Annotated in this window: 21 protein-coding genes; 15 read left to right on the forward strand and 6 right to left on the reverse strand. The window is 64.8% G+C overall.

What is annotated here, in order from left to right; all coding sequences use genetic code 11:
* The first annotated feature begins 12 nt into the window (after positions 1-12).
* From fliM to IVA75_RS01200, 4 genes are all read left to right on the forward strand, one after another.
* Positions 13-1215, forward strand: a complete 1203-nt coding sequence (fliM, locus tag IVA75_RS01185) for a flagellar motor switch protein FliM (RefSeq protein WP_027567600.1) — start codon at positions 13-15, stop codon at positions 1213-1215.
* Positions 1212-1658 carry a DUF6468 domain-containing protein gene (locus IVA75_RS01190; RefSeq protein ID WP_027567601.1) on the forward strand — a complete coding sequence of 149 codons (447 nt, stop codon included), beginning with the start codon at positions 1212-1214 and terminating at the stop codon, positions 1656-1658. Before fliM ends, IVA75_RS01190 begins: the two co-directional genes overlap by 4 nt.
* A 9-nt stretch (positions 1659-1667) precedes the next feature.
* Positions 1668-2426 carry a flagellar protein FlbB gene (locus tag IVA75_RS01195; RefSeq protein WP_247287338.1) on the forward strand — a complete coding sequence of 253 codons (759 nt, stop codon included), beginning with the start codon at positions 1668-1670 and terminating at the stop codon, positions 2424-2426.
* 102 nt (positions 2427-2528) lie between these two features.
* Positions 2529-6299 carry a tetratricopeptide repeat protein gene (locus tag IVA75_RS01200; protein WP_247287337.1) on the forward strand — a complete coding sequence of 1257 codons (3771 nt, stop codon included), beginning with the start codon at positions 2529-2531 and terminating at the stop codon, positions 6297-6299.
* Positions 6300-6391: 92 nt separating this feature from the next.
* Here IVA75_RS01200 and IVA75_RS01205 read toward each other — a convergent pair whose 3' ends face one another.
* From IVA75_RS01205 to IVA75_RS01215, 3 genes are all read right to left on the reverse strand, one after another.
* Positions 6392-7597, reverse strand: a complete 1206-nt coding sequence (locus IVA75_RS01205; protein WP_247287336.1) for a multidrug effflux MFS transporter — start codon at positions 7595-7597, stop codon at positions 6392-6394.
* 198 nt (positions 7598-7795) lie between these two features.
* A complete protein-coding gene (fliP, locus tag IVA75_RS01210; protein ID WP_027567605.1) occupies positions 7796-8557 on the reverse strand; it encodes a flagellar type III secretion system pore protein FliP in 762 nt (253 codons plus the stop codon).
* Entirely contained in the window at positions 8554-9525 is a 972-nt protein-coding gene (locus tag IVA75_RS01215; protein ID WP_247287334.1) for a flagellar biosynthetic protein FliO, read from the reverse strand. Before IVA75_RS01215 ends, fliP begins: the two co-directional genes overlap by 4 nt.
* A gap of 351 nt (positions 9526-9876) precedes the next feature.
* On the opposite strand from IVA75_RS01215, the gene flgB reads away from it, so the two are divergent.
* The 10 genes from flgB to IVA75_RS01265 all read left to right on the forward strand — a co-directional run bounded on the left by flgB (position 9877) and on the right by IVA75_RS01265 (position 18996).
* On the forward strand, positions 9877-10281 hold the full coding sequence (gene flgB, locus IVA75_RS01220; protein WP_027518914.1) for a flagellar basal body rod protein FlgB: 405 nt from the start codon (positions 9877-9879) through the stop codon (positions 10279-10281).
* A gap of 18 nt (positions 10282-10299) precedes the next feature.
* On the forward strand, positions 10300-10725 hold the full coding sequence (gene flgC, locus IVA75_RS01225) for a flagellar basal body rod protein FlgC (RefSeq protein WP_027567607.1): 426 nt from the start codon (positions 10300-10302) through the stop codon (positions 10723-10725).
* Positions 10726-10741: 16 nt separating this feature from the next.
* Positions 10742-11050: a flagellar hook-basal body complex protein FliE gene (gene fliE, locus IVA75_RS01230; RefSeq protein WP_007612285.1), complete on the forward strand. Its 309-nt coding sequence runs from the start codon at positions 10742-10744 to the stop codon at positions 11048-11050.
* A 170-nt stretch (positions 11051-11220) separates the two neighbouring features.
* Entirely contained in the window at positions 11221-11484 is a 264-nt protein-coding gene (fliQ, locus tag IVA75_RS01235) for a flagellar biosynthesis protein FliQ (protein WP_007612284.1), read from the forward strand.
* Positions 11485-11501: 17 nt separating this feature from the next.
* On the forward strand, positions 11502-12272 hold the full coding sequence (gene fliR, locus IVA75_RS01240) for a flagellar biosynthetic protein FliR (RefSeq protein WP_007602155.1): 771 nt from the start codon (positions 11502-11504) through the stop codon (positions 12270-12272).
* A gap of 11 nt (positions 12273-12283) precedes the next feature.
* Positions 12284-13363: a flagellar biosynthesis protein FlhB gene (gene flhB / locus IVA75_RS01245; protein ID WP_018456412.1), complete on the forward strand. Its 1080-nt coding sequence runs from the start codon at positions 12284-12286 to the stop codon at positions 13361-13363.
* 154 nt (positions 13364-13517) lie between these two features.
* Positions 13518-16100: a PAS domain-containing protein gene (locus IVA75_RS01250; protein WP_247287332.1), complete on the forward strand. Its 2583-nt coding sequence runs from the start codon at positions 13518-13520 to the stop codon at positions 16098-16100.
* A gap of 292 nt (positions 16101-16392) precedes the next feature.
* Positions 16393-17385: a Tim44 domain-containing protein gene (locus tag IVA75_RS01255; RefSeq protein WP_027567609.1), complete on the forward strand. Its 993-nt coding sequence runs from the start codon at positions 16393-16395 to the stop codon at positions 17383-17385.
* A 144-nt stretch (positions 17386-17529) separates the two neighbouring features.
* Entirely contained in the window at positions 17530-18210 is a 681-nt protein-coding gene (locus tag IVA75_RS01260) for a lectin (protein WP_247287330.1), read from the forward strand.
* Between the two features lie 78 nt (positions 18211-18288).
* Positions 18289-18996 carry a glutathione S-transferase gene (locus tag IVA75_RS01265; RefSeq protein WP_247287328.1) on the forward strand — a complete coding sequence of 236 codons (708 nt, stop codon included), beginning with the start codon at positions 18289-18291 and terminating at the stop codon, positions 18994-18996.
* Positions 18997-19029: 33 nt separating this feature from the next.
* Here the strand turns inward: IVA75_RS01265 and IVA75_RS01270 are convergent, their stop codons facing one another.
* The 3 genes from IVA75_RS01270 to IVA75_RS01280 all read right to left on the reverse strand — a co-directional run bounded on the left by IVA75_RS01270 (position 19030) and on the right by IVA75_RS01280 (position 20718).
* The gene (locus tag IVA75_RS01270; protein WP_247287325.1) at positions 19030-19704 is read right to left on the reverse strand and encodes an isoprenylcysteine carboxylmethyltransferase family protein; all 675 of its coding nucleotides are present in this window, start codon (positions 19702-19704) and stop codon (positions 19030-19032) included.
* Between the two features lie 116 nt (positions 19705-19820).
* Positions 19821-19994, reverse strand: coding sequence for a hypothetical protein (locus tag IVA75_RS01275; RefSeq protein WP_007612258.1), 174 nt, complete (start codon positions 19992-19994; stop codon positions 19821-19823).
* Between the two features lie 250 nt (positions 19995-20244).
* The gene (locus tag IVA75_RS01280) at positions 20245-20718 is read right to left on the reverse strand and encodes a hypothetical protein (RefSeq protein WP_027567612.1); all 474 of its coding nucleotides are present in this window, start codon (positions 20716-20718) and stop codon (positions 20245-20247) included.
* 225 nt (positions 20719-20943) lie between these two features.
* Here IVA75_RS01280 and IVA75_RS01285 point away from each other — a divergent pair, with 225 nt between their 5' ends.
* Positions 20944-22599 carry a fumarate hydratase gene (locus IVA75_RS01285; RefSeq protein WP_247287324.1) on the forward strand — a complete coding sequence of 552 codons (1656 nt, stop codon included), beginning with the start codon at positions 20944-20946 and terminating at the stop codon, positions 22597-22599.
* Positions 22600-22751: the final 152 nt, after the last annotated feature.

Genomic DNA, 22751 nt, shown 5'->3' on the forward strand with positions numbered 1-22751 from the left:
GGGCTAGGGATCATGGCAGGCACCGACCAACCAGACCAGGATGCAATTGCCGCCCAATGGGAGGCCTCGCTCGATTCCGAGGATCCCGCCGAGGCCGCGAAGGCTGCTGCCGAAAACGAACTATCGGAGACCATGGCCCTGCAATGGGCGGCCATGGTCGAGGATGGCAGCCGCGATCTTGGCGCCGGCAAGAATTCCGGCGAACGGGTTCTGTCGCAGGAGGAGATCGACAACCTCCTCGGCTTCGCGGTCGGCGACGTCACGCTCGACGATCATTCCGGCATTCGCGCCATCATCGATTCGGCGATGGTCTCCTACGAGCGTCTGCCGATGCTCGAAATCGTCTTCGACCGCCTGGTGCGGTTGCTGACGACCTCCTTGCGCAATTTCACCTCCGACAACGTCGAAGTCTCGCTCGACCGCATCACCTCGGTGCGCTTCGGCGACTACATGAACTCGATCCCGCTGCCAGCCGTCCTCACTGTCTTCAAGGCCGAAGAGTGGGACAATTTCGGCATGGCCGTGGTCGATTCCAGCCTGATCTACTCGATGATCGACGTGCTGCTCGGCGGCCGCCGCGGCTCGAGCCAGCTGCGCATCGAGGGCCGGCCCTACACCACGATCGAGACTGAGTTGGTCAAGCGGCTGGTCGAAGTCGTCATGGCCGATGCCGAACAGGCGTTCAGGCCGCTGTCGCCGGTGACCTTCACCATCGACCGGCTCGAGACGAACCCGCGTTTCGCCGCGATCAGCCGTCCTGCCAACGCCGCGATCCTGGTGCGCCTGCGCATCGACATGGAAGATCGCGGCGGCAACATCGAGCTCCTGCTGCCTTACGCGACCATCGAGCCGATCCGGGGCGTCCTGCTCCAGATGTTCATGGGCGAAAAGTTCGGCCGCGACCAGATCTGGGAAGGTCATTTCGCCACCGAGATCGTCCAGGCCGAGATCTCCGTCGACGCCGTGCTCTACGAAGCCGACATCCCACTCAAGCAGCTGATGCGGCTCAAGGTCGGCGACACGCTGCCGCTGGACATGCGCGCGGATGCCAACGTCACCGTTCGCTGCGGCGACGTCACCATCACCGAAGGACGCATGGGCCGGGTCGGCGACCGCGTCGCGATCCGGGTGACGAAACCCTTGCGCAAGCCAAGTACGACACTTGCGATGTTCGAAAAGGTCGACGAGCAGAACAAGATGATGGAGGCCCCATGAACCACTCCCTAGGAATGGCGATCGAGACGCTGGTGGCTATCCTGCTGATGCTGACCATCGTCTACTGCGTCACGCTCAACAAGCGACTGACGCGGCTGAAGGCGGACGAGCATTCGCTGAAGGCGGTCATCGGTGAGCTGATCACCGCAACCGAGATCGCCGAGCGCGCGATCGGCGGACTGAAGCTCGCCGTGCGCGACGTCAACGAGAACCTCGGCAGCCAGCTTGCGTCGGCGACCCAGATGTCCGAGCAGCTCTACAAGCAACTCGGCGAAGCCGACAACGTGGTGCGGCGGCTGTCCAAGATCGCAATCGCCGCGCGCCCCGTGACGAACCCGGAAATGCTCGCCGCGCCCGCAGCCAAGCCCTCGTCGGCGAAGGCGGTGGCGGCTGCGGCCGAAGCCTTCTCCGAACGCCGACGATCCAACGGTCTTGCCGCATAAAGTCAGGGTATGAAGTCTTTTCGCAACATCCGCGTCATTCCGATCGTGCTGGTTGCCGTCGCTGGCCTCGCCACGCTGAAGGTCACGGGTCTTGTGATCAATGGCGGCTATGTCTTCGACTACAAGCAGAGCCCGACCAAGAAGTCCTGGGCGCAAGAGAATTTGAACTTCCCGGCCAGCCGCGAAGATCCCGATATCACCGGCTCGACCCATGGCGCGCCGAAGGAGGCGCCGAAGCCGGCCGCACCGGACACCAAGTCCGAAGGCGCGGCGGTCAAGGAGGAAGCCCAGCCGCAGATCTCCGCGTCGGAGCGCGCGATCCTGGAACGCCTGCAGTCGCGTCGCCAGGAGATCGAGGCCCGCCAGCGCGAGATCGACATCCGCGAGAGCCTGTTGAAATCCGCCGAAAAGCGCATCGAAAACAAGGTCGAGGAGATGAAGGCGGTAGAAACCCGTATCTCCGCGACGCAGGCCGAGCAGAAGGCCGCCGAAGCCCAGCGCATGAAGGGCCTCGTGACCATGTATGAGGGCATGAAACCCAAGGACGCCGCGCGAGTCTTTGACCGGCTCGAGATGGGCGTGCTGATCGAGATCGCCTCGCAGATCGCACCACGAAAAATGTCAGACATCATGGGATTGATGTCCCCGGAGGCCGCCGAGCGGCTGACGGTCGAGATGGCCCGCCGGGCCAATGGCGGCGGCGATCAGTCCGCTTTGGCCGGCGAGCTGCCCAAGATCGACGGCAAGCCGACGCAAAAGCCGAATTGAGGGCTCATACTTAAGAAGTCCTTAATTGCCAAAATCTACAGTCTGGGGCAGGGGCCGGCAGCAATGCCGGCGTGGACCGTCGAACCGGAAGAAATGCCGCCAATGGCGCGAGAGGCTGCCGCTGGATTTGTGTCGCGAGCCCGCGCCCTGGCGCGGCGGCTGTCGTGTCATGTCCGCGCGGCGCCGCTGCTGGCAGCGAGCCTGCTGATCGGCTTCACGACGCCTGTCCGGGCGGCCGATGCGATCCGGGGCGAGGCGACTTTCTCGGCCGGCGGCGGCTTTGCCCGTCTCGTGATCAAGCTCGGGGAGGACGTCCCCTCCGAGGTGACGACGGCCGGCTCCATTCTCGTCATCCGCTTCGACCGGGCGGTCGACGTGCCCGTCGACCGCGTCCCGGAAGGCGCGCCCGACTACGTCAACTCCGCCCGCCGCGATCCCGACGGCGGCGCCATCCGGCTGTCGCTGGCGCGGCGCGTCACCGTCAACACCATGAATGCCGGCGAGCGAACCTTCATCGACCTCTTGCCGGAGGGTTGGAAGGGGCCGCCGCCGAGCCTGCCGATGGACGTCGTCAAGGAACTCGCCGAGCGCGCGCGCGTCGCCGAACGCGCGTTACGCGCCCAGCGCGCCGCGGCGGAGAGCAAGAAGCGTCCGCAGATCCGCGTGCGCGCCTCGGTGCAGCCGACCTTCGTCCGCTTCGTGTTCGAGATGCCCGACGGCGTCGGTGTCTCCTCCGTGCTCAACGAGCAAAAGCTCACGCTCGCCTTCAACGCCAACCTCAATTTCGATCTGGCGGACGCGGTCGTCGCCGCGCCGCCGAACGTCGCGTCGATCAAGCAAAAGGCCGACATCGACCAGACCAGTGTCGAGATCGCGCTGATCGGCGATTCCGACGTGCATTCCTTCCGCGACGAGAAGAACTACGTCGTCGACATCTCCTTCCAGCCGGACAAGGGCAAGATGGCCAATTCGGCCGAGGCGGCGATCGCGCAGGCCAAGCCCGCCGCCCATGGACCGGCTGCTGCGCCTGAAAAGCCGGCGGTCGAGAAGCCGAAGGACGCACATCGCGAGATCGCGCCGCCGACATCCGAGACGATCGCGCGCGAGGCCAGGATCGACGTCAAACCCGAGGTGAAGCCGGAAGCACCCTCCGCCATGCCGCCCGCTGAAGCGCCGAAATCCCTGCCAGCTCCTGCGGTCGAAGCTGCGCACGCTGCGCAAGCGCCCAAGGAAGCGGTCAAGGAAGCGGTCAAGGAAGTTTCAAAGACGGTCGCGCCAGTTGCAGAAACTGCGGTCGCGCCCGCCAAGCCGGTCATGGCCGAAGCGCCTCAAGAGGTCGTGAAGGAAGCTGCCAAGGAACCCGTCAAGGAGCCGGCCACGGAGGCCCTCAAGGCTGCTCCAGCAGAGGCGCCCGCAGCTCCGCAGCCGAGTGGTGCCAGCGTCGATGTCCGCCGCGACAGCGACGGCCTGCGCGTGACCTTTCCGCTTCAGGTCGCAACGCCTGCGGCGGCGTTCCGCCGTGGCGATACCGTCTGGCTGGTGTTCGATACGGCGAAGCCGATCGACGTCGAGGCGATCCGCACCAGGGGCGGTGCGATGATCGGGGAAGTCGGCCGCGTCCCGCTCGAGAAGGGACAGGCGGTGCGCATCCGTCTCACCCGGCCGTTGGTCTATTCGCTGACGAGCGAGGAGGTCGGCAAGCAGACCAACTGGCTCTTGACCCTCGCCGACAAGATCCAGGCGACGCCGCTGCCGCTGATGATCTCGCGCAACATCACCGACCCGGCGCTTGCCAACATTGCGATCCCCTTCGCCAATCCGGGGCTGCTGCACAAGCTCACCGATCCCGATGCCGGCGACACGCTCTATGTCATCACCGCACAGCGGCCGGTGCGCGGCTTCATCAAGCGGCAGGATCTCGTTGATCTCGCGCTGCTGGAATCCGCGCATGGCATCGCGATCCGGCCAAATTCCGACGAGGTCGGCGTCGAGGTCGGGGCCGACAAGGTCATCCTCGGCAAGAAGGGCGGGCTGACGCTGTCGCCGGTCGACATCTCGGCCGAGCGCGCGCCGACCGCGGTGCGGCCGGTCTTCAGCCCCGAAGGCTGGCGCAAGGGCCAGTCGGAAAATTTCATAGCGCGCCAGAACGAGCTGATCACGGCGATCTCCAACGTCGAACCGGCGATGCGTTCGCTGCCGCGGCTCGACCTTGCGCAATTCTACATGTCGCGCGCGATGTATCACGAGGCCAAGGCAGTCACCGAATTGATGCTGGCCGATCCTCTCAACAAGGAGGAAAGCGGCGCGCTGATCATGCATGCGATCGCGAGCATCCTGATCGGCCGGCCGGCGCAGGGCCTGAAGGACCTCGCCAACCCCGTGATCGGCAACAGCCACGATTCCCAGCTCTGGAAGGCGCTCGCCTATGCGCGCCAGGGCAAATGGGCGGACGCCCGCGAGAAGTTCAAGAACGTCGAATTCGCCATTGCCTCGCTGCCGCTCGACATCCAGCGCATCGTGACGATGGAGGCGATGCGCGCTTCGCTCGAGGTGAAGGACTATGCCGGCGCCTCCAAGCGCCGCAGCGAGCTCGAGGTGGTCGGCGTCTCGCCCGAGGCCGCGCCCGGCTTTGCCGTGCTGCGCGGCCGGCTCGCCGAGGCGCTCGGCCACGACAAGGACGCGCTCGACGACTACAAGTTCGCGGTCGGCTCGTCGGACCGGCCGGCTGCGGCCGAGGCCAAGCAGCTTGAGGTCGCGCTGCGGCAGAAGCGCGACGAGATCGGCAAGGAAGACGCGCTGCGCGAGCTCGAAACGCTCTCGATGACCTGGCGCGGCGACTCGATCGAGGTCAAGACGCTCCAGATGCTGTCGCAGATGTTTGCCGAGAACGGGCGCTACCGGGACGCGCTCACCGCGGCGCGTACTGCGACAAAGCTGCAGCCGAACGCGGAAGCCTCGCGCCAGGCGCAGGACCTCGCCTCCGACCTGTTCACGCAGATCTTCCTGGGGCCCAAGGGCGACGAGCTGCCGCCGATCGAAGCGCTGGGGATGTTCTACGAGTTCCGCGAGCTGACGCCGATCGGCCGTCGCGGCGACGAACTGATCCGACGCCTCTCCGACCGTCTCGCCTCGATCGACCTGCTCGATCAGGCCGCCGAGCTCCTGCAATACCAGGTCGACCACCGCCTCGAAGGCGCGGCGCGTGCACAAGTCGCCGCACGCCTGTCCATGATCTATCTCGCCAACCGCAGACCCGACATGGCGATCACGGCGTTGCGCGCGAGCCGTATCAGCGACCTCTCAGGCGAGCTCAGGCAGCAACGCCTGCTGCTGGAGGCGCGTGCCCAGAGCGACGTCGGCCGCCACGATCTCGCGCTCGACATCGTCTCCAACGTGACGGGACGCGAGGTGCTGCGGCTGCGCTCGGACATCTTCTGGGCGGCGCGGCGCTGGCGTGAATCCGCCGAGCAGATCGAGCTTTATTACGGCGAGCGCTTCCGCGACTTCAAGCCGCTCAACGCGGTGGAGAAAAGCGACATCATCCGCGCCGCCGTCGGTTATGCGCTCGCCGACGACTCGATTGGCATGTCGCGCTTTCGCGAGAAATATGCGCCGCTGATGAGCGAGAGCGCCGATCGGCTCGCGTTCGACATCGCGAGCAAACCGACCGGCGCCTCCAGCGCCGAATTTGCCGATATCGCCAAGCTGGCTGCCAGCGTCGACACGCTCGACGGCTTCCTGCGCGAGATGAAGCAGCGCTTCCCCGACGCCACCGCGCGCGCGCCGGCCTCTCCCCAGGCCAAGGACGAATCCGACCATACCGGCTCGCTGCCCACGATCCCGGTGGTGCGGCAGATCAAGATGACGCGGTAGGATCGCTGCTCCTTCCGGGCCTCGCGACAGGTCTCGTGAGCAAGCTCTCGAAGTGACGGGCAGCGCCGAATCCTATCGCCCGGGGCGCGGGCTTAATTGAGCTTTACCCGGACCTGATAAATTGCCGAGGCCAAGGTCGAGGCAAGCACTAGCACGAGACCAAGCCCGATCATGGGATTCCTTGCGATCACCGCCGCAAGCGATACCCCCAGCGCCGCGGCCAACATCTGCCAGAAACCCAACAGGGCCGAGGCAGCACCGGCGCGATCGCCGAATGGCGAAAGAGCTTGCGCACTGCAGAGCGGATTGACCATGCCCATGCCTAGCAGGAATACGCATGCGCCGACAAGAAATGGCAAAAAGCGCCCGTCGAGAAGCGCGAATAGCAACACCATACCGCCACCGACACAGGCCAGCGCGAGGCCGATGCAAATCGATCGGTCGAGACCAAGGTGCGGAACGATTTTTGTAGCGGTAATGCCAGCGCTAAAGACGATCATGACAGTGCCTGCGAAGAACAGGCCGAGTTGCATGGGTGTGAAGTCGAGGCCTTCTATCAAGACACGCGGTAACGCCGAAAACATTGCAAACAGCGCACCTAAGATGAGGCTAACGGTTGCGGCAGGAACCAAGAAACGGCGGTCAGTCGATAGCGACCAGTAATTCTTGGCGATTGTCGAGAAATCGAACTCGGCGCGTGGCGCGTGGTGCGTTTCTCCGAAAGCCGCAAGAAATGCTGAGGCGGCGACGACGGCGAAGAGTCCGACGAACACAAATGCTGAACGCCAGCCAAAAAAATGATCCAGCGCGCCACCGACCAGGGGCGAGAATCCGGGCGCCGCTGCCATCGCAACCATAACAAACGTGAGCACGCGCGCTAGCTTTTCGCCCTGAAAAAGATCTCTTGCGATAGCTCGCGAAAGGACAGACGTGGCACATGCGCCACCGGCCTGCACAATGCGACCAATCAATAGTGCCGCCAAATCATTGGCTAACGCGCACCATATGCTACCTGCGAAAAATACAGCAAATCCGATCATCACGGGTACGCGCCGGCCGAAACGATCCGACAACGGACCGACAACAAGTTGTCCGACCGCGAACATCGCGAGGAATATCGTGATAGCTGACGTTACCTGAGCGCTGGAGACGCCTACCGCGACGGCGATGCTCGGTAGCGAAGGCAACAGAATGTTGGTGGCCAACGTGCCACTCGCAGACAACGCAGCAAGAACGGCGACCTGAAGACCAAGCGGCACGGCTCGAGCGAGCGGACGGTCTTCGACGTTGCTGGTCATAAGCCGCTTCGGATCAATGGATGATAATCATCATATCAACCACCCATTGAATGCGCAACCTGAGCATAGTCCGGTATGTCACGAACCGCCGAACGCGCTCACGGTGGCAGGCTTCCCCCTTTGCGCTGGTAAGCTGAAGTGTACGCCTACAAGCCTTGGGTCAGAGAGGATGGGGGCGGTGACCGCTCCCCGGGCCCGCTACCCCCCGTAACTCTGCACCAGGCTCCCTGCCACCAGCGACCAGCCGTCGACGAGCACGAAGAAGATCAGCTTGAACGGCAGCGAGATGGTTGCCGGCGGCAGCATCATCATGCCCATCGACATCAGCACGGAGGCGACGACGAGATCGATGATCAGGAACGGAAGGAACAGCAGAAAACCGATCTCGAAGGCGCGCTTCAGCTCCGAGATCATGAAGGCGGGGACGAGGATGCGTAATCCGAGGTCGTCGGGAGTGGCGGGCGGCGGCTCGCCGGAGAGATCCAGGAACAGCTTGAGGTCCTTCTCGCGCACGTTCTTCTGCATGAAGCCGCGCAGGGGGACGGAGGCGCGCTGAAGCGCGTCCTCGACGCCGAGCTGATTGGCGACCAGCGGACGGATGCCTTCGTCGTAGGATTTCTGCAGGACGGGTCCCATCACGAAGAAGGTGAGAAACATCGCCAGCGCGATGATCACCGAGTTCGGCGGGGCGGTCGCGGTGCCCATCGCGGTGCGCAGCAGCGACAGCACGACCACGATGCGCGTGAACGAGGTCATCATGATCAGGATCGACGGGGCGATCGACAGCACGGTGAGCAGCGCGATCAGCTGGATCGCGCGCTCGGTGACGCCGCCACCGCCAGCGCCTCCGCCGCCGAGATTGATGCTGATGTCCTGCGCATGCGCCGGCATCGCGAGCGAAGCCGCGCCGATCAGGACAGAAAGAAAAAAAACTCTACGCGGGAGGGCCGGCAGCCTCACGAAGACGGCTTCGGACGGCCGAGCAACGAGGCCATCTCGTCTTCGAGATTTTCAAAGCTGGTCTTTTCCGGGGCCGGCTTTGCGGGAGGGGCCGGCGGTGCCGGCGGCTCGCTGCGGGCCACACGCGGGGGAGCGGTCGGGGGCTCCGGCGCGACCGGAGGGGCAAGCGCCTCGCCGGCGGGGCGGCGCAGCGCAGCTTCGAGCCGCTGCGCCATCTCGGCGAGATTCTGCTCGGCGCTCGATGGCGCCGCGGGAGCGGGCGCCGGCGGCGGAACGGGCGGAGCCTGCGGTACAGGCGGAGGAGGCGCGGCGACGCGCTCGGCGCGCACCGGAGGCGCCTTCACCGGCTCGCTCTGGCGCGGCGGACGCGGCATCAGAGGGGGTTCGTTGCGCGCAACGCGCGGCGGAACAGGTTCGGGACGCAGCTCGCGCTCAGGGCGCGGCGCGATCGGCTCGGAGGTGAAGCCGCCCAATGGCGGCTCGTTGCGGCGTTCGGCCATCGCGGGAGCCGGCCGGCGCACTTCGTCGGCGAAGGAGGGGCGCGTGGGTCGCGGTGGCGGCTCGGGCATGTGCGGCTCGGGATGATCGAGCAGTTCGGGCCGCGGTGCTTCGTCGGCCCAGCTGCTGCTATCATGCATCGGCGCAAGACGCGGCGGCTCGGCCGCGTTGGGGCGCTGCGGGAGCTGGTCGCGGCCGGGCGCCGCGCGCACGATGTTGGGTTCGACGACGATGTCGGTGGGGCCGCCGATCATCAGAAGATGCTCGACATTGTCACGCCGGACCAGCACCAGGCGGCGGCGGCCGTCGACCGCGGCGGCATCGATCACGGCGAGCCGGGGCATCCGGCCGCGCTGGGTGTTGGCGCCGAGCCGGCTGGTGGCGAATCGGCGAACCAGCCATGCAGCGACGCCGATCAACGCCAGAACGACGATGAACGCGACGATGAAGGTGATAGGGCTGCCTTGCATACTTGTCCCCGACAAATGGCGCCTGTCTCGGGCCCGTGGTCAGATGCGCCAACCACCGGCTTACGTTGCCCCAAACTGCGATTTCTTAACGTCCCACGGCAAGTTTTGCCGTCCCCAACTCTTAATAACCCATGAATCGCTCGATCCAAAACGACTTCTTGGCCTGTGCACGCGCCGCCAAGCGGTTGGGTTAATGCCGCTTTCGGAGGCGTAGAATCACGGGGCATGCGCATTCGTGTCCCGGCGGGGGACAACTGCCTGCGACCTCCTTAACCAGCTGTTAACCATACAGGCGGCAAATTCTGCCTAGCTTCGGACCACGGGTCCTGCGAGGCGGAAGGAGCCGCAACGATGTCCATCAACGATCTTCCGGTGCTATCGGCGCTTCGCACCAAGATGCAATGGCACCAGGAGCGCCAGCGCGTCCTGTCCGAGAACGTCTCCAATTCAGACACGCCCAAATTCCGGCCGCGCGACTTGGTCGAGCCGAAGCTGGACAAGGCTGGCGCCGTCACGGGTTCGATGGGCCCCTTGGCGCTTACCCGCACCAGCGGTTCCCACATGGCGCCGTCAGGCGCGGCCTCCGGATTCGACCAGAACAAGAATGCCGGTTTTGAGACCCGCCCCGCGGGCAACGCCGTCAATCTCGAAGAGGAGATGATGAAGGCCGCCAGCAACCAGATGGATTATGCGGCGGCAACCTCGCTCTATTCGAAGAGCCTGCACCTGCTCAAGACCGCGATCGGCAAAGGCTAGAGCTAGAGGAAGCGCATCATGGCGAATGACAGCAGCGACTTTGCCCGCTCGATGGCGATCGCGACCTCCGGTCTGCGGGCGCAGGCCGGGCGCATGCGGGTGATCTCGGAGAACATCGCAAATGCGGATTCGACCTCGCAGAGCGCCGGCGGCGATCCTTACCGGCGCAAGGTGCCGACCTTCTCCTCCGCGCTCGACCGTACACTCGACGCGCAGGTCGTCACCCTCGGCAGGATCAAACCCGACCAGTCCAATTTCCGCACCAAATACGAGCCGAACAATCCGGCGGCGGATGCAACCGGCAACGTCAAATATCCCAACGTGAACTCGGTGGTCGAGATGACCGACATGCGCGACGCGCAGCGGTCCTACGAGGCCAATCTCAACATCATCAGCGCGACGCGCCGGATGATCCAGCGCACCCTCGACATCCTCAAGAGCTGAACAGGACATTTGAACCATGGCAACACCGACAATTGCCGCCAACGCCTATGCAAACCTTGCCCGCGTGCTGGAGAACAGCGGTGCCGGCAAGGGCAGCGAGCCGAGCGGGCAGTCCTTCGCCTCTCTTCTGAAAGACACTGTCGGCAGCGTCCTGGAGTCCGGCCGCAAATCCGATGCGCAGACGGTGGCGATGGCCGCCGGCAAGGCCAACGTGATGGACGTGGTGACGGCGGTCGCAGACACCGACGTCGCCGTGTCCACGCTGGTCTCGGTCCGCGACCGCGTGATCGCGGCCTATGAAGACATCATGAAGATGCCGATCTGATTTTGGCGCTCGCGCCCGCCCCAATCGTCATTGCGAGCGCAGCGAAGCAATCCAGAGTTTTCCGAAGCGGCAGTCTGGATTGCTTCGCTACGCTCGCAATGACGGGGATAGGTCTTCGCATCGCTCACAAGAGCGGTGGGAGGCGAGGAATAAGGCAAAGGAACTGCGAAATGACCGGACCGGAAACCCTCGACGTCGCGCGCGATGCGATCTGGACCATCGTGATCGTGTCGTCGCCCCTGATGGTGGTCGGCCTCGTGGTCGGCGTCGTCGTGTCGCTGTTCCAGGCGCTGACGCAGATCCAGGAGCAGACGCTGATCTACGTGCCGAAGATCCTGGCCATCTTTGCCACAATGCTGTTGGCCTTGCCGTTCATGGCCGACGCGCTGCATTCCCACATGCTGCGGATATCGTCGCGAATCATCGGCGGCTGAGGCACTATGCGCCCGTCATGCGCATCGACGTCTCGCTGCTGCCGGCGCTTGCCGCCTCCTTCATGCTCGCCTTTGCCCGGGTCGGCGCGATGGTGATGCTGTTGCCGGGCCTCGGCGAGACCAATATCCCGACACGGATCAAACTGTCGATCGCGCTGCTGCTCACGCTGATTATCCTGCCGCTGCATCGCAACGCCTATCAGGTCGACATGGGCTCGATCGCGCCGCTGCTGGTCCTGATGCTGCATGAGATCGTTATCGGCATCGTGCTGGGGGCGACCGCGCGGGTGACGTTGTCGGCGCTGCAGGTTGCCGGCGCCGTGATCGCACAGCAGATGGGGCTCGGCTTCGTCACTTCGGTCGATCCGACGCAGGGACAGCAGGGCGTGCTGGTCGGCAACTTCCTGACGATACTGGGGGTCACGCTGCTGTTCGCCACGGACAGCCATCATCTGGTGATCGCGGCGCTAAACGACAGCTACACGATCTTCGCGCCGGGCGAGACGGTGTCGAGCGGCGATGTCGCCGCGCTGGCGACGCGCGCCTTCGCCGCCGCGTTCCGCCTGGGCTTGCAACTCTCCGGCCCGTTCCTGGTGTTCGGCCTCGTCTTCAATATCGGGCTCGGCGTGCTGGCGCGGCTGATGCCGCAGATGCAGGTCTATTTCGTCGGCGTGCCGCTCTCGATCTTCGCCGGCTTCCTGGTGCTCGCCGTCGTGCTCACGGCGATGATGGGCACCTATCTCGACTATTTCATCGGTGTCATGCACCAGATGATGCCACTCAAGTGATCGGGTGATCGATGGCGGAAGACAACGATCCAGAGAGTCAAACAGAAGACCCGACGCAAAAACGTCTCGAAGAGGCGCTCGAACGCGGTGACGTCGCCAAGAGCCAGGAGATCAACACCTGGTTCATGATCGCGGGCGCCACGCTCGTGGTCTCGAGCTTCTCGGGATCGGTCGGCAGCGGGCTGTTGGCGCCGATGCGCAACCTGCTCGCCAATTCCTGGATGATCAAGACCGACGGCAGGGCTCTGCTCGCCCTGATGCAGCAGATCGAAGTCGCGGTGCTCGCGGCGGTGGGCGTGCCGCTGCTGATGCTGGTACTCGCGGCAATTGCCGGCAACGTGCTGCAGCACCGCCTGGTCTGGTCGGCCGAATCCCTCAAGCCCAAGTTCAGCAAGCTGTCGCCTGCCGAAGGCCTCAAGCGCATCTTCGGCAAGCAAGCGGCGGCGAACTTCCTCAAGGGTCTCGGCAAGCTGATCGTGCTCGGCGCGGTCATGACCGTGATCCTGTGGCCGGAGCGGCATCGCATGGAGGCGATGGTCAGGCTCGATCCGGCCGCCCTGCTCGGTGCCTCCACCAGCCTGACCATTCACCTGCTCGGCGCGGTGGTCGCGGCGCTCGCCATCATCGCCATCGGCGACTATTTCTTCCAGTATCGCAGCTGGTTCCAGCGGCAGAAGATGTCGCTCCAGGAGATCAAGGAAGAGTACAAGCAGTCCGAAGGCGACCCACACATCAAGGGCAAGCTGAGGCAGCTGCGCCAGCAGCGCTCCAAGAAGCGCATGATGGCGGCGGTTCCCAAGGCCTCCGTGATCATCACCAACCCGACCCACTATTCGATCGCGCTGTCCTACGAGCGCGGCATGTCGGCGCCGATCTGCGTCGCCAAGGGCGTCGACAACCTCGCTTTCAAGATCCGGGAGATCGCGCGCGAGCACGACATCCCGATCGTCGAGAACGTGCCGCTCGCCCGCGCGCTCTACGCCACCGTCGAGATCGACGAGGAAATCCCGACCGAGCACTACCATGCGGTCGCCGAAGTCATCGGCTACGTCATGCGTCTGAAGAGCGGATTCGGTGCCAGCCGGCAATAAAACCCCTGAAAAGTACTGGAAATGGCCGTAATCTGGGAATCAGCGTACCTTTCGCCCCTGCTGCCCTTGCGCCTGCGGGTCCGATTCAGGCAGGGAGGACCCTGCGCGCCCTGTAGCGCGTTGATTCTCTGCCGACAGGCTGTGCCAGCTTGAGATGACTGCCGAGACCGACCACGACCTCACACGCGAGCCCGTTGCGGCGCACGAGCCGTCGCCGCGCTCGGGCAGCATTGCCCTGGTGCTGCTGGTGGCCGCCGGGCTCGTCGCCGTTGCCGTCGGGCTGATGACGCTCGGGCGCGCGCAGGCCCAACCCTATATCCTCGGCATCCTCGCCGTGCTGGCGATGGTCGGCCTGTTCAACCTGTTCGCCTTCGCCGCCGGCATCATCCGCTTCGTCGATCGCAATCTCGACGATCCCGTGATGGGCCGCATTGCCGATCACGCCTTCGATGGCCTCGCCGTGACCGACCCTCGCGGCCATGTGGTCTATTCCAATGCGGCCTATCTGACGCTGACCGGCGCCGCCGGCCCACAGGACGTGCGTCCCGTGGAGCGCGTCTTCATCGGCAACCCCGACGTCTCCGAAGCGGTGTTCCGCCTGTTGAAAGCCGCGCGCGAAGGCAAGCGGCAGCAGGAAGAGGTGCGCATCTCCGGCCATGACGGCAGCCAGGGCCGCTGGCTGCGTATGCGGGTGCGGCCCCTCGGCACCGGCAAGCGCGAGACGAGATACGCGGTGTGGTCGATCGCCGACATCACCCGCGACCGCGAGCGCCAGGAGGACGTGTTCCAGGAACTCCAGCACGCGATCGAATATCTCGATCACGCGCCTTGCGGTTTCTTCTCGGTCAATCCGGCCGGCGAGCTCGCTTATGTCAACGCGACGCTGGCGAACTGGCTCGACTACGACCTTGCCGAGATCGGCTCGGGCGGGCTGAAGCTCACCGACATCGTCTCCGGCGACGGCGCTTCGCTTCTGACTGCGATCGTGGCGGTCCCGGGCGAGGTCAAGACGGAAGTCTTCGACATCGACCTGCGCATGCGTACCGGCAAGACCATGCCGGTACGGCTCTATCACAAGCTCGCCTTCGGCGCCGACGGTGCGCCAGGCCCGTCGCGCACGCTGGTGATCAGCCGCGCCCGCGACGAGCGCAGCGATCCGGACCGCGCCGCCGAAGTGCGCTTCATGCGCTTCTTCGACCATACGCCGATGGCGATCGCCACCGTCGACCGCGGCGGCAACGTCGTGCGCGCCAATGCGCGCTACGCCAAGCTCGGGCAGGCGCTGGGGCTCGACAGCGCCAGCAAGTCGATCTTCCGCGCGGTCAATTCGCGCGACCGTCATTTGCTGATCGCGGCCATCAACCAGGCCGCCGAGAATCAGGCCGACATCGCGCCGGTCGAGGTCGCGCTGGAAGGCTCCAAGGAGCGCTGGGGCCAGTTCTTCGTCACGCCGGTCGACGGGGGTGAGAACGACGCGGAAGCCGCCATCGTGCACATGCTCGAGACCACCGAGCGGCGCGCGCTGGAGAACCAGATCAACCAGTCGCAGAAGATGGAGACTGTCGGCCAGCTCGCCGGCGGCATCGCCCACGACTTCAACAACGTGCTCTCCGCCATCATGATGGCGAACGACTTCCTGCTGAACGCGCACAAGCCGACCGATCCGTCGTTCCAGGACATCATGCAAATCAAGCAGAACGCGACGCGGGCCGCCACGCTGGTGCGGCAGTTGCTGGCGTTCTCGCGGCGGCAGACGCTGCGGCCGCAGGTGCTCGACCTCGGCGATGCGCTCTCCGACCTCGCCATGCTGCTGCGCCGCCTGATCGGCGAGAAGGTCAAGCACGAGACCATCCACGGCCGCGATCTCTGGCCGGTCAAGGTCGACGTCTCCCAGTTCGAGCAGGTCATCGTCAATCTCGCGGTCAACGCGCGCGACGCGATGCCCGACGGCGGCAAGCTGATCATCCGCACCGCCAACGTCACCGCCGAGGAGGCGGCCAGGTTGGCCTACAAGGGCATGCCGGCCGCGGACTACGTGCGGATCGAGGTCGCCGACACCGGTACCGGCATCCCCGCCGATATCCGCGACAAAATCTTCGAGCCGTTCTTCTCGACCAAGGAAGTCGGCAAGGGCACCGGCCTCGGGCTCTCGACCGTCTACGGCATCGTCAAGCAGACCGGTGGCTTCATTTACGTGGACTCGGAGCCGGGGCAGGGCACCTCATTCCAGATCTTCCTGCCGCGCCATCATGCCGAGCCGGAGGTGCAGGTCGAGCAGCCGGCGCCGGCCGTTGGCGCCAGCAATGGTGCCGCGAAGGAAGCTGGGTCCACGGCGGACGCCAAGCCCCGCACCGATCTCACCGGACAGGGCACCATCCTCCTGGTCGAGGACGAAGAGGGCCTGCGCGCGCTCAACGCACGCGGTCTGCGCTCGCGCGGCTACACCGTCGTCGAGGCCGAGAACGGCGTCGAGGCGCTGGAGGTGCTGGAAGAGCAGAGCGGCGGAATCGATCTCGTCGTGTCCGACGTCGTGATGCCGGAGATGGACGGCCCGACGCTGCTCAAGGCGATGCGCGAGAAGAACCCCGACATCAAGTTCATCTTCGTCTCCGGCTACGCGGAAGACGCATTCGAGAAGAGCCTGCCCGAAGGCCAGCAGTTCGACTTCCTGCCCAAGCCGTTCACGCTGAGCCAGCTCGTGGCGGCCGTGAAGGAGACGATGGCGAAGGCGGGGTGAGGGCGCGGGCTCTGCGTTCTCCGTCATTGCGAGGAGCGAAGCGACGAAGCAATCCAGTTGCCTCCACGGAAACAGTCTGGATTGCTTCGCTTCGCTCGCAATGACGAGAAAAAAGCTGAACTGCCGGCACCAAAGCCACCGGTAACCCGCGACCGCGGCCCCTTCGCACACGCAGCCAAGCTGCCGCCAAAGATGGGCTTTTGCCACATCCCCGCGACTGAGGGCCGCAGCCATAAGTTCCGATAGTGGCTTCCTTTTTACGGAAGGCTGCCCATCTTAGGGGCACGTCCCCATGCCGGGGATCTGGGAAACCAACATGAATTTCTCGCAACGCTCCCGCAGTCTCTTCAAGACGATTGCCGTCGTGCTGGCGCTTGCGCTGCCGACTGCGCTGGCGATCTCGTCCGCCGACGCGCGCGTCGGTGGCGGCATGTCGTCGGGCTCGCGCGGTTCGCGCACCTATTCGGCCCCGCCATCGACCACGACCGCGCCGGGTTCGACCTCGCAGTTCAATCGGACCTACACCCAGCCGGGCGCAGGCATGAATTCGGCTGCCGCCGCACCCGCGCGCGGCGGCCTGTTCGGCCGGGCCGGCGGCTTCATGGGCGGCCTTGCGGCCGGCTTCCTCGGCGCAGGCCTGCTCGGCATGCTGTTCGGCGGTGGCCTGTTCGGCGGGCTCGGCGGCCTATCGTCGATCATCGGTCTGATCATCCAGATCGTGCTCGTGGTGCTCGTGGTTCGGCTGGCGATGTCCTGGTGGCAGCGCCGCCACACCCCCCAGGCGGCCTATGCCAACGCTGACGCCGGTGCCGGTCCGGGGCCGCAGGCGAACAACCGTAGTGGCCTTGGTGGCGGCTTCGGCTTCGGCGCCAACAACGCGCCGCTCGAGATCAAGCCGGACGACTATGAGGCGTTCGAGCGTCTGCTCGGCGACGTCCAGTCCGCCTGGTCGAACGAGGATGTGGCCAAGCTGCACACGCTCGCGACGCCGGAAATGGTCTCCTATTTCGAGCAGGACCTCGGCCAGAACCGCGCGCGCAATGTCGTCAACAAGGTCAGCGATGTGAAGCTGTTGCAGGGCGACCTCGCGGAATCCTGGCGCGAAGGCGAGACCGATTACGCGACCGTGGCGCTGCGCTTCGCGCTCACCGACAAGACGCTCGACCGCAATACCGGCGCAATTGTCGCCGGCAGCGAGCAGCCGGGCGAGGCCACCGAAGTCTGGACCTTTGCCCGACGTCCGGGCGGCGCGTGGGAATTGTCGGCGATCCAGCAGACCAACTGATCGCAGGCGACGTGAATAACAAAGGCGTCGTGCTTCTTGCACGGCGCCTTTTTCTTTTGGGCCTCTCGCATCGCGGCACCGGAATAAGCGGGCCTGCGTCGGGTTGAAATCTGGCGGCCAACGACAACACAAAGGGAGGACAGGATGATCCGCATTGAGAGATCCGTGACGATTTCAGGCCTCGCGCTCGCCGCGGCCTTGTTCGCAGCACCATCTGCGCAGGCGCAGTCGGCCGACATGACGTTCTTCGTGACTTCCAATGGTCCTGGCAAGGGCGCCGATCTCGGCGGCCTGGAGGGGGCCGATGCGCAGTGCCAGAAGCTGGCCCAGGCCGGCGGCGCCGGCAGCAAAACCTGGCGCGCTTATCTCTCGACCCAGGCAGCCGACGGCAAGCCGGCCGTCAACGCGCGCGACCGCATCGGCAAGGGACCGTGGCAGAACGCCAAGGGCGCTGTGATCGCCAAGGACGTTGCCGACCTGCACGGGGCGGCCAACAACCTCACCAAGCAGACCGCGCTCAGCGAGAAGGGCGAGGTCATCAACGGCCGCGGCGACACGCCGAACCGGCACGACATCCTCACGGGTTCGCAAGGCGACGGCAGCGCATTTCCCGCGGGTGACGACAAGACCTGCAAGAACTGGACGTCGAGCACGCAAGGCGCGGCGGTCCTCGGCCATGCCGATCGTCAAGGCCTGCGCGATGACGAGCCGTCGAAATCATGGAACAGCTCGCATCCCTCGCGCGGTCCCGACGGCGGCTGCTCGCAGGCCGATCTGAAGAGCACCGGCGGCGACGGCCTGCTGTATTGCTTCGCGTCGAATTGAGACGCGGAACTCTCGCCACCGGCATGGAGTTCGTGGTTGCGTGCTAGACTTGCCGCAACGCAATCACGGACAGTTTCCATGAAATACGAACTCTATTATTGGCCCGAGATCCAGGGCCGCGGTGAATATGTGCGGCTGGCGCTGGAGGAGGCCGGCGCGGCTTACGTCGACGTGGCGCGCGGCCCACGCGGCACAGCTGCGATGATGAAGATGATGGACGCGCACAAGGGCACGCCGCCCTTTGCGCCGCCGTTCCTCAAAGCCGGCAAGCTCGTCATCGGCCAGACCGCGAACATCCTGCTCTATCTCGGCGCCCGCCACGCCCTCGCCCCGAAATCGGAGGCGGGCCAACTCTGGGTGCATCAGCTCCAGCTCACGATCACCGATTTCGTGGTCGAGATTCACGATACCCATCATCCGCTCGGGCCCTCGCTCTACTACGAAGATCAGAAGCCGCCGGCGAAGAAGCGCACGGCCGACTTCTGGGGCGAGCGCGTGCCGAAATATCTGGGCTATTTCGAGCAGCTCCTTGAGGACAATGGTGGCGCCTATGTCACCGGCCGCAGGCTGACCTATGTCGATCTCTCGCTATTCCAGCTCGTCGCGGGGCTGCGCTATGCGTTTCCGAAGCGAATGAAGGCGTTCGAGGCCGATATCCTGGGCCTCGTCGGCCTGCACGACCGCGTCGCGGCGCGGCCGAACATCAAGACCTATCTCGAAAGCCGCCGCCGCATTGCCTTAAACGAGCAGGGCATCTTCCGCCGCTACCGCGAATTGGATGGTTAGCCGGTCCGGAGGTGCCGAGGGGGTGTTGCGCGCTCACCATACGCCAGGAAACAGGCGATAGCGCACGCGCGTCACATAGTCGGCATAGCCCGGCAGGCCCTCGCGCAGCGTGCGCTCCTCGATGCGAGTGCGGATGGCAAACAACAGGAGGAACAGCGGCACCATCATAAGTCCCCACCATGAGCCCAGAAGCAGCGGCACGCCGGCGAAGAACAGGATCATGCCGCTATACATGGGATGGCGCACATGGGCATAGGGCCCCGTCGAGATCACGCGCTGCGCGCGCTGGGCTTGCAATTTCACCACGGGCGCCGCGAACGAGTTCTCGCGGAAGACCCAGAGGATGAACAGTGTCGAGAGCAGGAACTGGGCGAGGCCGAGTATCTGCGCCGCCATCGGCATATCGGAGGCTAGCGTACGCCGGTCGAGCCCCATCGCCGCCAGCCAGACCAGCATCGCGACGACGAAGACGGCCATGAACGCCTTGTCGGCAGCGGGCTGGTCCTTTTGCAGGACCGGCCGCAGGCGTTCGGCGAGCAGTGCGGGGTCGACCCGGTAAAGCCACCAGCCGCAGAGCGGGCCGAGCAGGGCGGAGATCGCGAGGAACACCCAAGCCGACGGCCAGTCCAGGGTTCCGGCGCACGCGAACAGCAGCGCGCCCATGGCGGCGGTGGTGATCGTGCTCTGCAACAGGAGTCTTGCGATCATGCGCAGGTCTCAGGGTAGCCGCGCACGATATGGGTCCCGCTATCCGGCGAAGATACGGCCGGACACGCGAAAAGCCGGATCGACCGGATCGGGCATTTCATCTTCGACGCGGCTGATCAGGCGAGCTGATCAATCCGCGTACCCTGACCCGGCGGCAGCGGCGCAGGCGGCGGCGGCTTATAGGTCGGGTCGTTGTCCTTGGTCTTGATCTGGTCGTCCTGCTGCTTGGTCGTGTCGTAGCTCGGCACCACGATCGCGATCGGCGGCGGCGAAACGGTAGAAACGCTCATCCACAAATCCTCACATATGGAAACAATTGATCCTGCGCCGCGAGACCCGAAATTTCCTTCAAGCCAATCGTTAAAATGCGAGGGATCTGGTGCGGTGGGATGTGCTCTCGGACCTCTCCTCGTCATTGCGAGCGCAGCGAAGCAATCCAGTCTGTCTCCGCGGAGGGATTCTGGATTGCTTCGCTTCGCTCGGAATACGGAGTCTGTAGTGGGCGGTGTGCTGTCGGACGCACACCGCGCGGGGGACCGCCTATTCGTCCTTGCCGCGCGTGATCGCGATGGACGCATCCGTCTTGGTGCGGGTGCATTCCATGTTGAGACGCCGGTAACGCATGCTGATCTTGTCGCCGCGCAAGAGCCCCATCCGTTTCAGGCAGCGTGTCGCGCCCGTCGTCGTATCGTCCTTGGTCACGGTGAAGACGATCGCCGCCATCGACCCTACCAGCGTAAAGAACTCCGGTTTCGGCTTGCGATCGCCCTTGGCATAGAGCTCGATCGAATATTTGTCGCCACGGCAAGCCACGGACAATTCCTTGGCCGCGGGATGAGTCAGATAGACGACATTCGCGGCGCGGAAATTCACCTTGAGGCGATCGACTTGGTTCGCCAGCTCCTTGGCGCTGTCATCGCAGCGGTCCGCGCGAGCGGGCGAGACGAGGGTCACAAGGCCGGTGATGGCGGCGGCAACCAGGATCGCGCCGCGGACGTGCAAGTTCAATGTCATGATGAAAAGCCCCTTAGCGGGCGCATTCAATCGTCGTCCCGCGCGTAGCGCAAGGGGTGCACCCAGGGTCTTCACTGGCATCATGAGGGCCTGGTGTCCGCGGCCAGCCGCCGAATCCGGATGCCCCGACCGCACCAGAGCGCCTTCCCTTTGCGGCAAAAAAGCTTAGAACGCTTCTATGAAAGGGGCCCATGCGAGGGCTCCAAAACCCCGAGATTCCAGCCCATGAACGCTCCCACCGCCTTCCCCGACCCCGCAAAGCCCGTTCCGCCCTACAAGCACACGCCGCTGTTTCCGCTGGGCAAGGACGAGACGCCCTACAAGAAGATCACGGCCGAGGGCGTGCGGGTCGAGAAGGTCCTGGGGAAAGACATGCTGGTGGTGTCGCGCGAGGCGCTGCGGGACCTGTCGGAAGCCGCCTTTGGCGACATCAACCACTATCTGCGGCCCGGTCATCTGAAGCAGCTCCGCGCGATCCTGGAGGACGGCGAGGCGAGCCCGAACGACAAGTTCGTCGCGCTGGACTTTCTCAAGAACGCCAACATCGCCGCCGGCGGCGTGCTGCCGATGTGCCAGGACACCGGCACCGCGATCATCATGGGCAAGAAGGGCTGCAACGTCATCACCGACGGTGACGACGAGGCGGCGCTGTCGGAAGGCGCGCGCGATGCTTACCTGCGCCGCAATCTGCGCTACTCGCAGGTCGCGCCCTTGTCGATGTACGAGGAGAAGAACACGGCCAACAACATGCCGGCGCAGTGCGAGATCTACGCCGAAGGTGATGACGCCTACAAGTTCATGTTCATGGCAAAAGGCGGCGGCTCCGCCAACAAGAGCTTCCTGTTCCAGGCGACGCCTTCGGTGCTGACCAAGGACCGGCTGCTCGCCTTCCTCAAGGAGAAAGTGTTGACGCTGGGCACTGCGGCGTGCCCGCCTTATCACCTCGCGATCGTGATCGGCGGCACCTCCGCCGAGCTCTGCATGAAGACGGTAAAGCTGGCGTCGGCTCGCTATCTGGATGCGCTGCCGACCCACGGCTCGCCCGATGGCAACGCGTTTCGCGATCTCGTGATGGAGCAGGAAATCCTGAACATGACGCAGTCGCTCGGCGTCGGCGCGCAGTTCGGCGGAAAATATTTCTGCCACGACGTGCGCGTGATCCGCATGCCGCGTCACGGTGCCTCGCTGCCGATCGGGCTGGGCGTGTCCTGCTCGGCCGATCGCCAGGTGCTCGGCAAGATCACCAAGGACGGCGTCTATCTCGAAGAGCTCGAGCACAACCCGGCGCAGTATCTGCCTGAGGTCGAGCAGTCGCTCGGCGGCGAGGTCGTCAAGATCGACCTTAATCAGCCGATGAAGGATATCCTTGCCACGTTCTCGAAGTACCCGACCAAGACGCGGGTCTCGATGACCGGCACCATGATCGTCGCGCGCGATTCCGCGCATGCCAAGCTGCGCGAGCGGCTCGACCAGGGCGAGCCGCTGCCGGACTATTTCAAGAACCATCCGGTCTATTACGCGGGCCCGGCCAAGACGCCCGAGGGCTACGCCTCCGGTGCGTTCGGCCCCACCACTGCGGGCCGTATGGATTCCTTCGTCGATCAGTTCCAGGCCGCCGGCGGCTCGATGGTGATGGTGGCTAAGGGCAACCGGGCGGCGGCCGTGCGTGAGGCTTGCAAGAAATATGGCGGCTTCTATCTCGGCTCGATCGGCGGTGCCGCGGCGAACCTTGCCGAGCACTGCATCAAGAAGGTCGAGGTGCTCGAATATCCCGAGCTCGGCATGGAAGCGATCTGGCGCATCGAGGTCGTCGACTTCCCGGCGTTCATCATCATCGACGACAAGGGCAACGACTTCTTCAAGGAGCTGAATCTGGGTTAGCTGCCTCACTCGCACCTGCGTGCGAGTGATTGTGCATGCACCCCACCACGATCGTCATGCCCGGGCTTGTCCCGGGAATCCACGTTCTTGGTGCGGCGAGGAAGACGTGGATGGCCGGGACAGGCGCGGCCATGACGATGCGGATGCCTCAG

Origin of the sequence: Bradyrhizobium sp. 134 (assembly GCF_023074155.1) — a bacterium.
Classification (GTDB): Bacteria; Pseudomonadota; Alphaproteobacteria; order Rhizobiales; family Xanthobacteraceae; genus Bradyrhizobium.

What these genes read in the sequence shown, in the direction of transcription:
- fliM (WP_027567600.1), top strand. Translation starts at nt 13, where the DNA reads ATGGCAGGCACCGACCAACCAGACCAGGATGCAATTGCCGCCCAATGG.
- IVA75_RS01280 (WP_027567612.1), bottom strand. Translation starts at nt 20,718, where the DNA reads ATGACATTGAACTTGCACGTCCGCGGCGCGATCCTGGTTGCCGCCGCC.
- fliE (WP_007612285.1), top strand. Translation starts at nt 10,742, where the DNA reads ATGGCAACACCGACAATTGCCGCCAACGCCTATGCAAACCTTGCCCGC.
- IVA75_RS01265 (WP_247287328.1), top strand. Translation starts at nt 18,289, where the DNA reads ATGAAATACGAACTCTATTATTGGCCCGAGATCCAGGGCCGCGGTGAA.
- IVA75_RS01285 (WP_247287324.1), top strand. Translation starts at nt 20,944, where the DNA reads ATGAACGCTCCCACCGCCTTCCCCGACCCCGCAAAGCCCGTTCCGCCC.
- IVA75_RS01270 (WP_247287325.1), bottom strand. Translation starts at nt 19,704, where the DNA reads ATGATCGCAAGACTCCTGTTGCAGAGCACGATCACCACCGCCGCCATG.
- IVA75_RS01250 (WP_247287332.1), top strand. Translation starts at nt 13,518, where the DNA reads ATGACTGCCGAGACCGACCACGACCTCACACGCGAGCCCGTTGCGGCG.
- IVA75_RS01190 (WP_027567601.1), top strand. Translation starts at nt 1,212, where the DNA reads ATGAACCACTCCCTAGGAATGGCGATCGAGACGCTGGTGGCTATCCTG.
- IVA75_RS01275 (WP_007612258.1), bottom strand. Translation starts at nt 19,994, where the DNA reads ATGAGCGTTTCTACCGTTTCGCCGCCGCCGATCGCGATCGTGGTGCCG.
- IVA75_RS01215 (WP_247287334.1), bottom strand. Translation starts at nt 9,525, where the DNA reads ATGCAAGGCAGCCCTATCACCTTCATCGTCGCGTTCATCGTCGTTCTG.
- IVA75_RS01255 (WP_027567609.1), top strand. Translation starts at nt 16,393, where the DNA reads ATGCCGGGGATCTGGGAAACCAACATGAATTTCTCGCAACGCTCCCGC.
- fliQ (WP_007612284.1), top strand. Translation starts at nt 11,221, where the DNA reads ATGACCGGACCGGAAACCCTCGACGTCGCGCGCGATGCGATCTGGACC.
- IVA75_RS01200 (WP_247287337.1), top strand. Translation starts at nt 2,529, where the DNA reads ATGGCGCGAGAGGCTGCCGCTGGATTTGTGTCGCGAGCCCGCGCCCTG.
- IVA75_RS01205 (WP_247287336.1), bottom strand. Translation starts at nt 7,597, where the DNA reads ATGACCAGCAACGTCGAAGACCGTCCGCTCGCTCGAGCCGTGCCGCTT.
- IVA75_RS01260 (WP_247287330.1), top strand. Translation starts at nt 17,530, where the DNA reads ATGATCCGCATTGAGAGATCCGTGACGATTTCAGGCCTCGCGCTCGCC.
- IVA75_RS01195 (WP_247287338.1), top strand. Translation starts at nt 1,668, where the DNA reads ATGAAGTCTTTTCGCAACATCCGCGTCATTCCGATCGTGCTGGTTGCC.
- fliR (WP_007602155.1), top strand. Translation starts at nt 11,502, where the DNA reads ATGCGCATCGACGTCTCGCTGCTGCCGGCGCTTGCCGCCTCCTTCATG.
- flgC (WP_027567607.1), top strand. Translation starts at nt 10,300, where the DNA reads ATGGCGAATGACAGCAGCGACTTTGCCCGCTCGATGGCGATCGCGACC.
- flgB (WP_027518914.1), top strand. Translation starts at nt 9,877, where the DNA reads ATGTCCATCAACGATCTTCCGGTGCTATCGGCGCTTCGCACCAAGATG.
- flhB (WP_018456412.1), top strand. Translation starts at nt 12,284, where the DNA reads ATGGCGGAAGACAACGATCCAGAGAGTCAAACAGAAGACCCGACGCAA.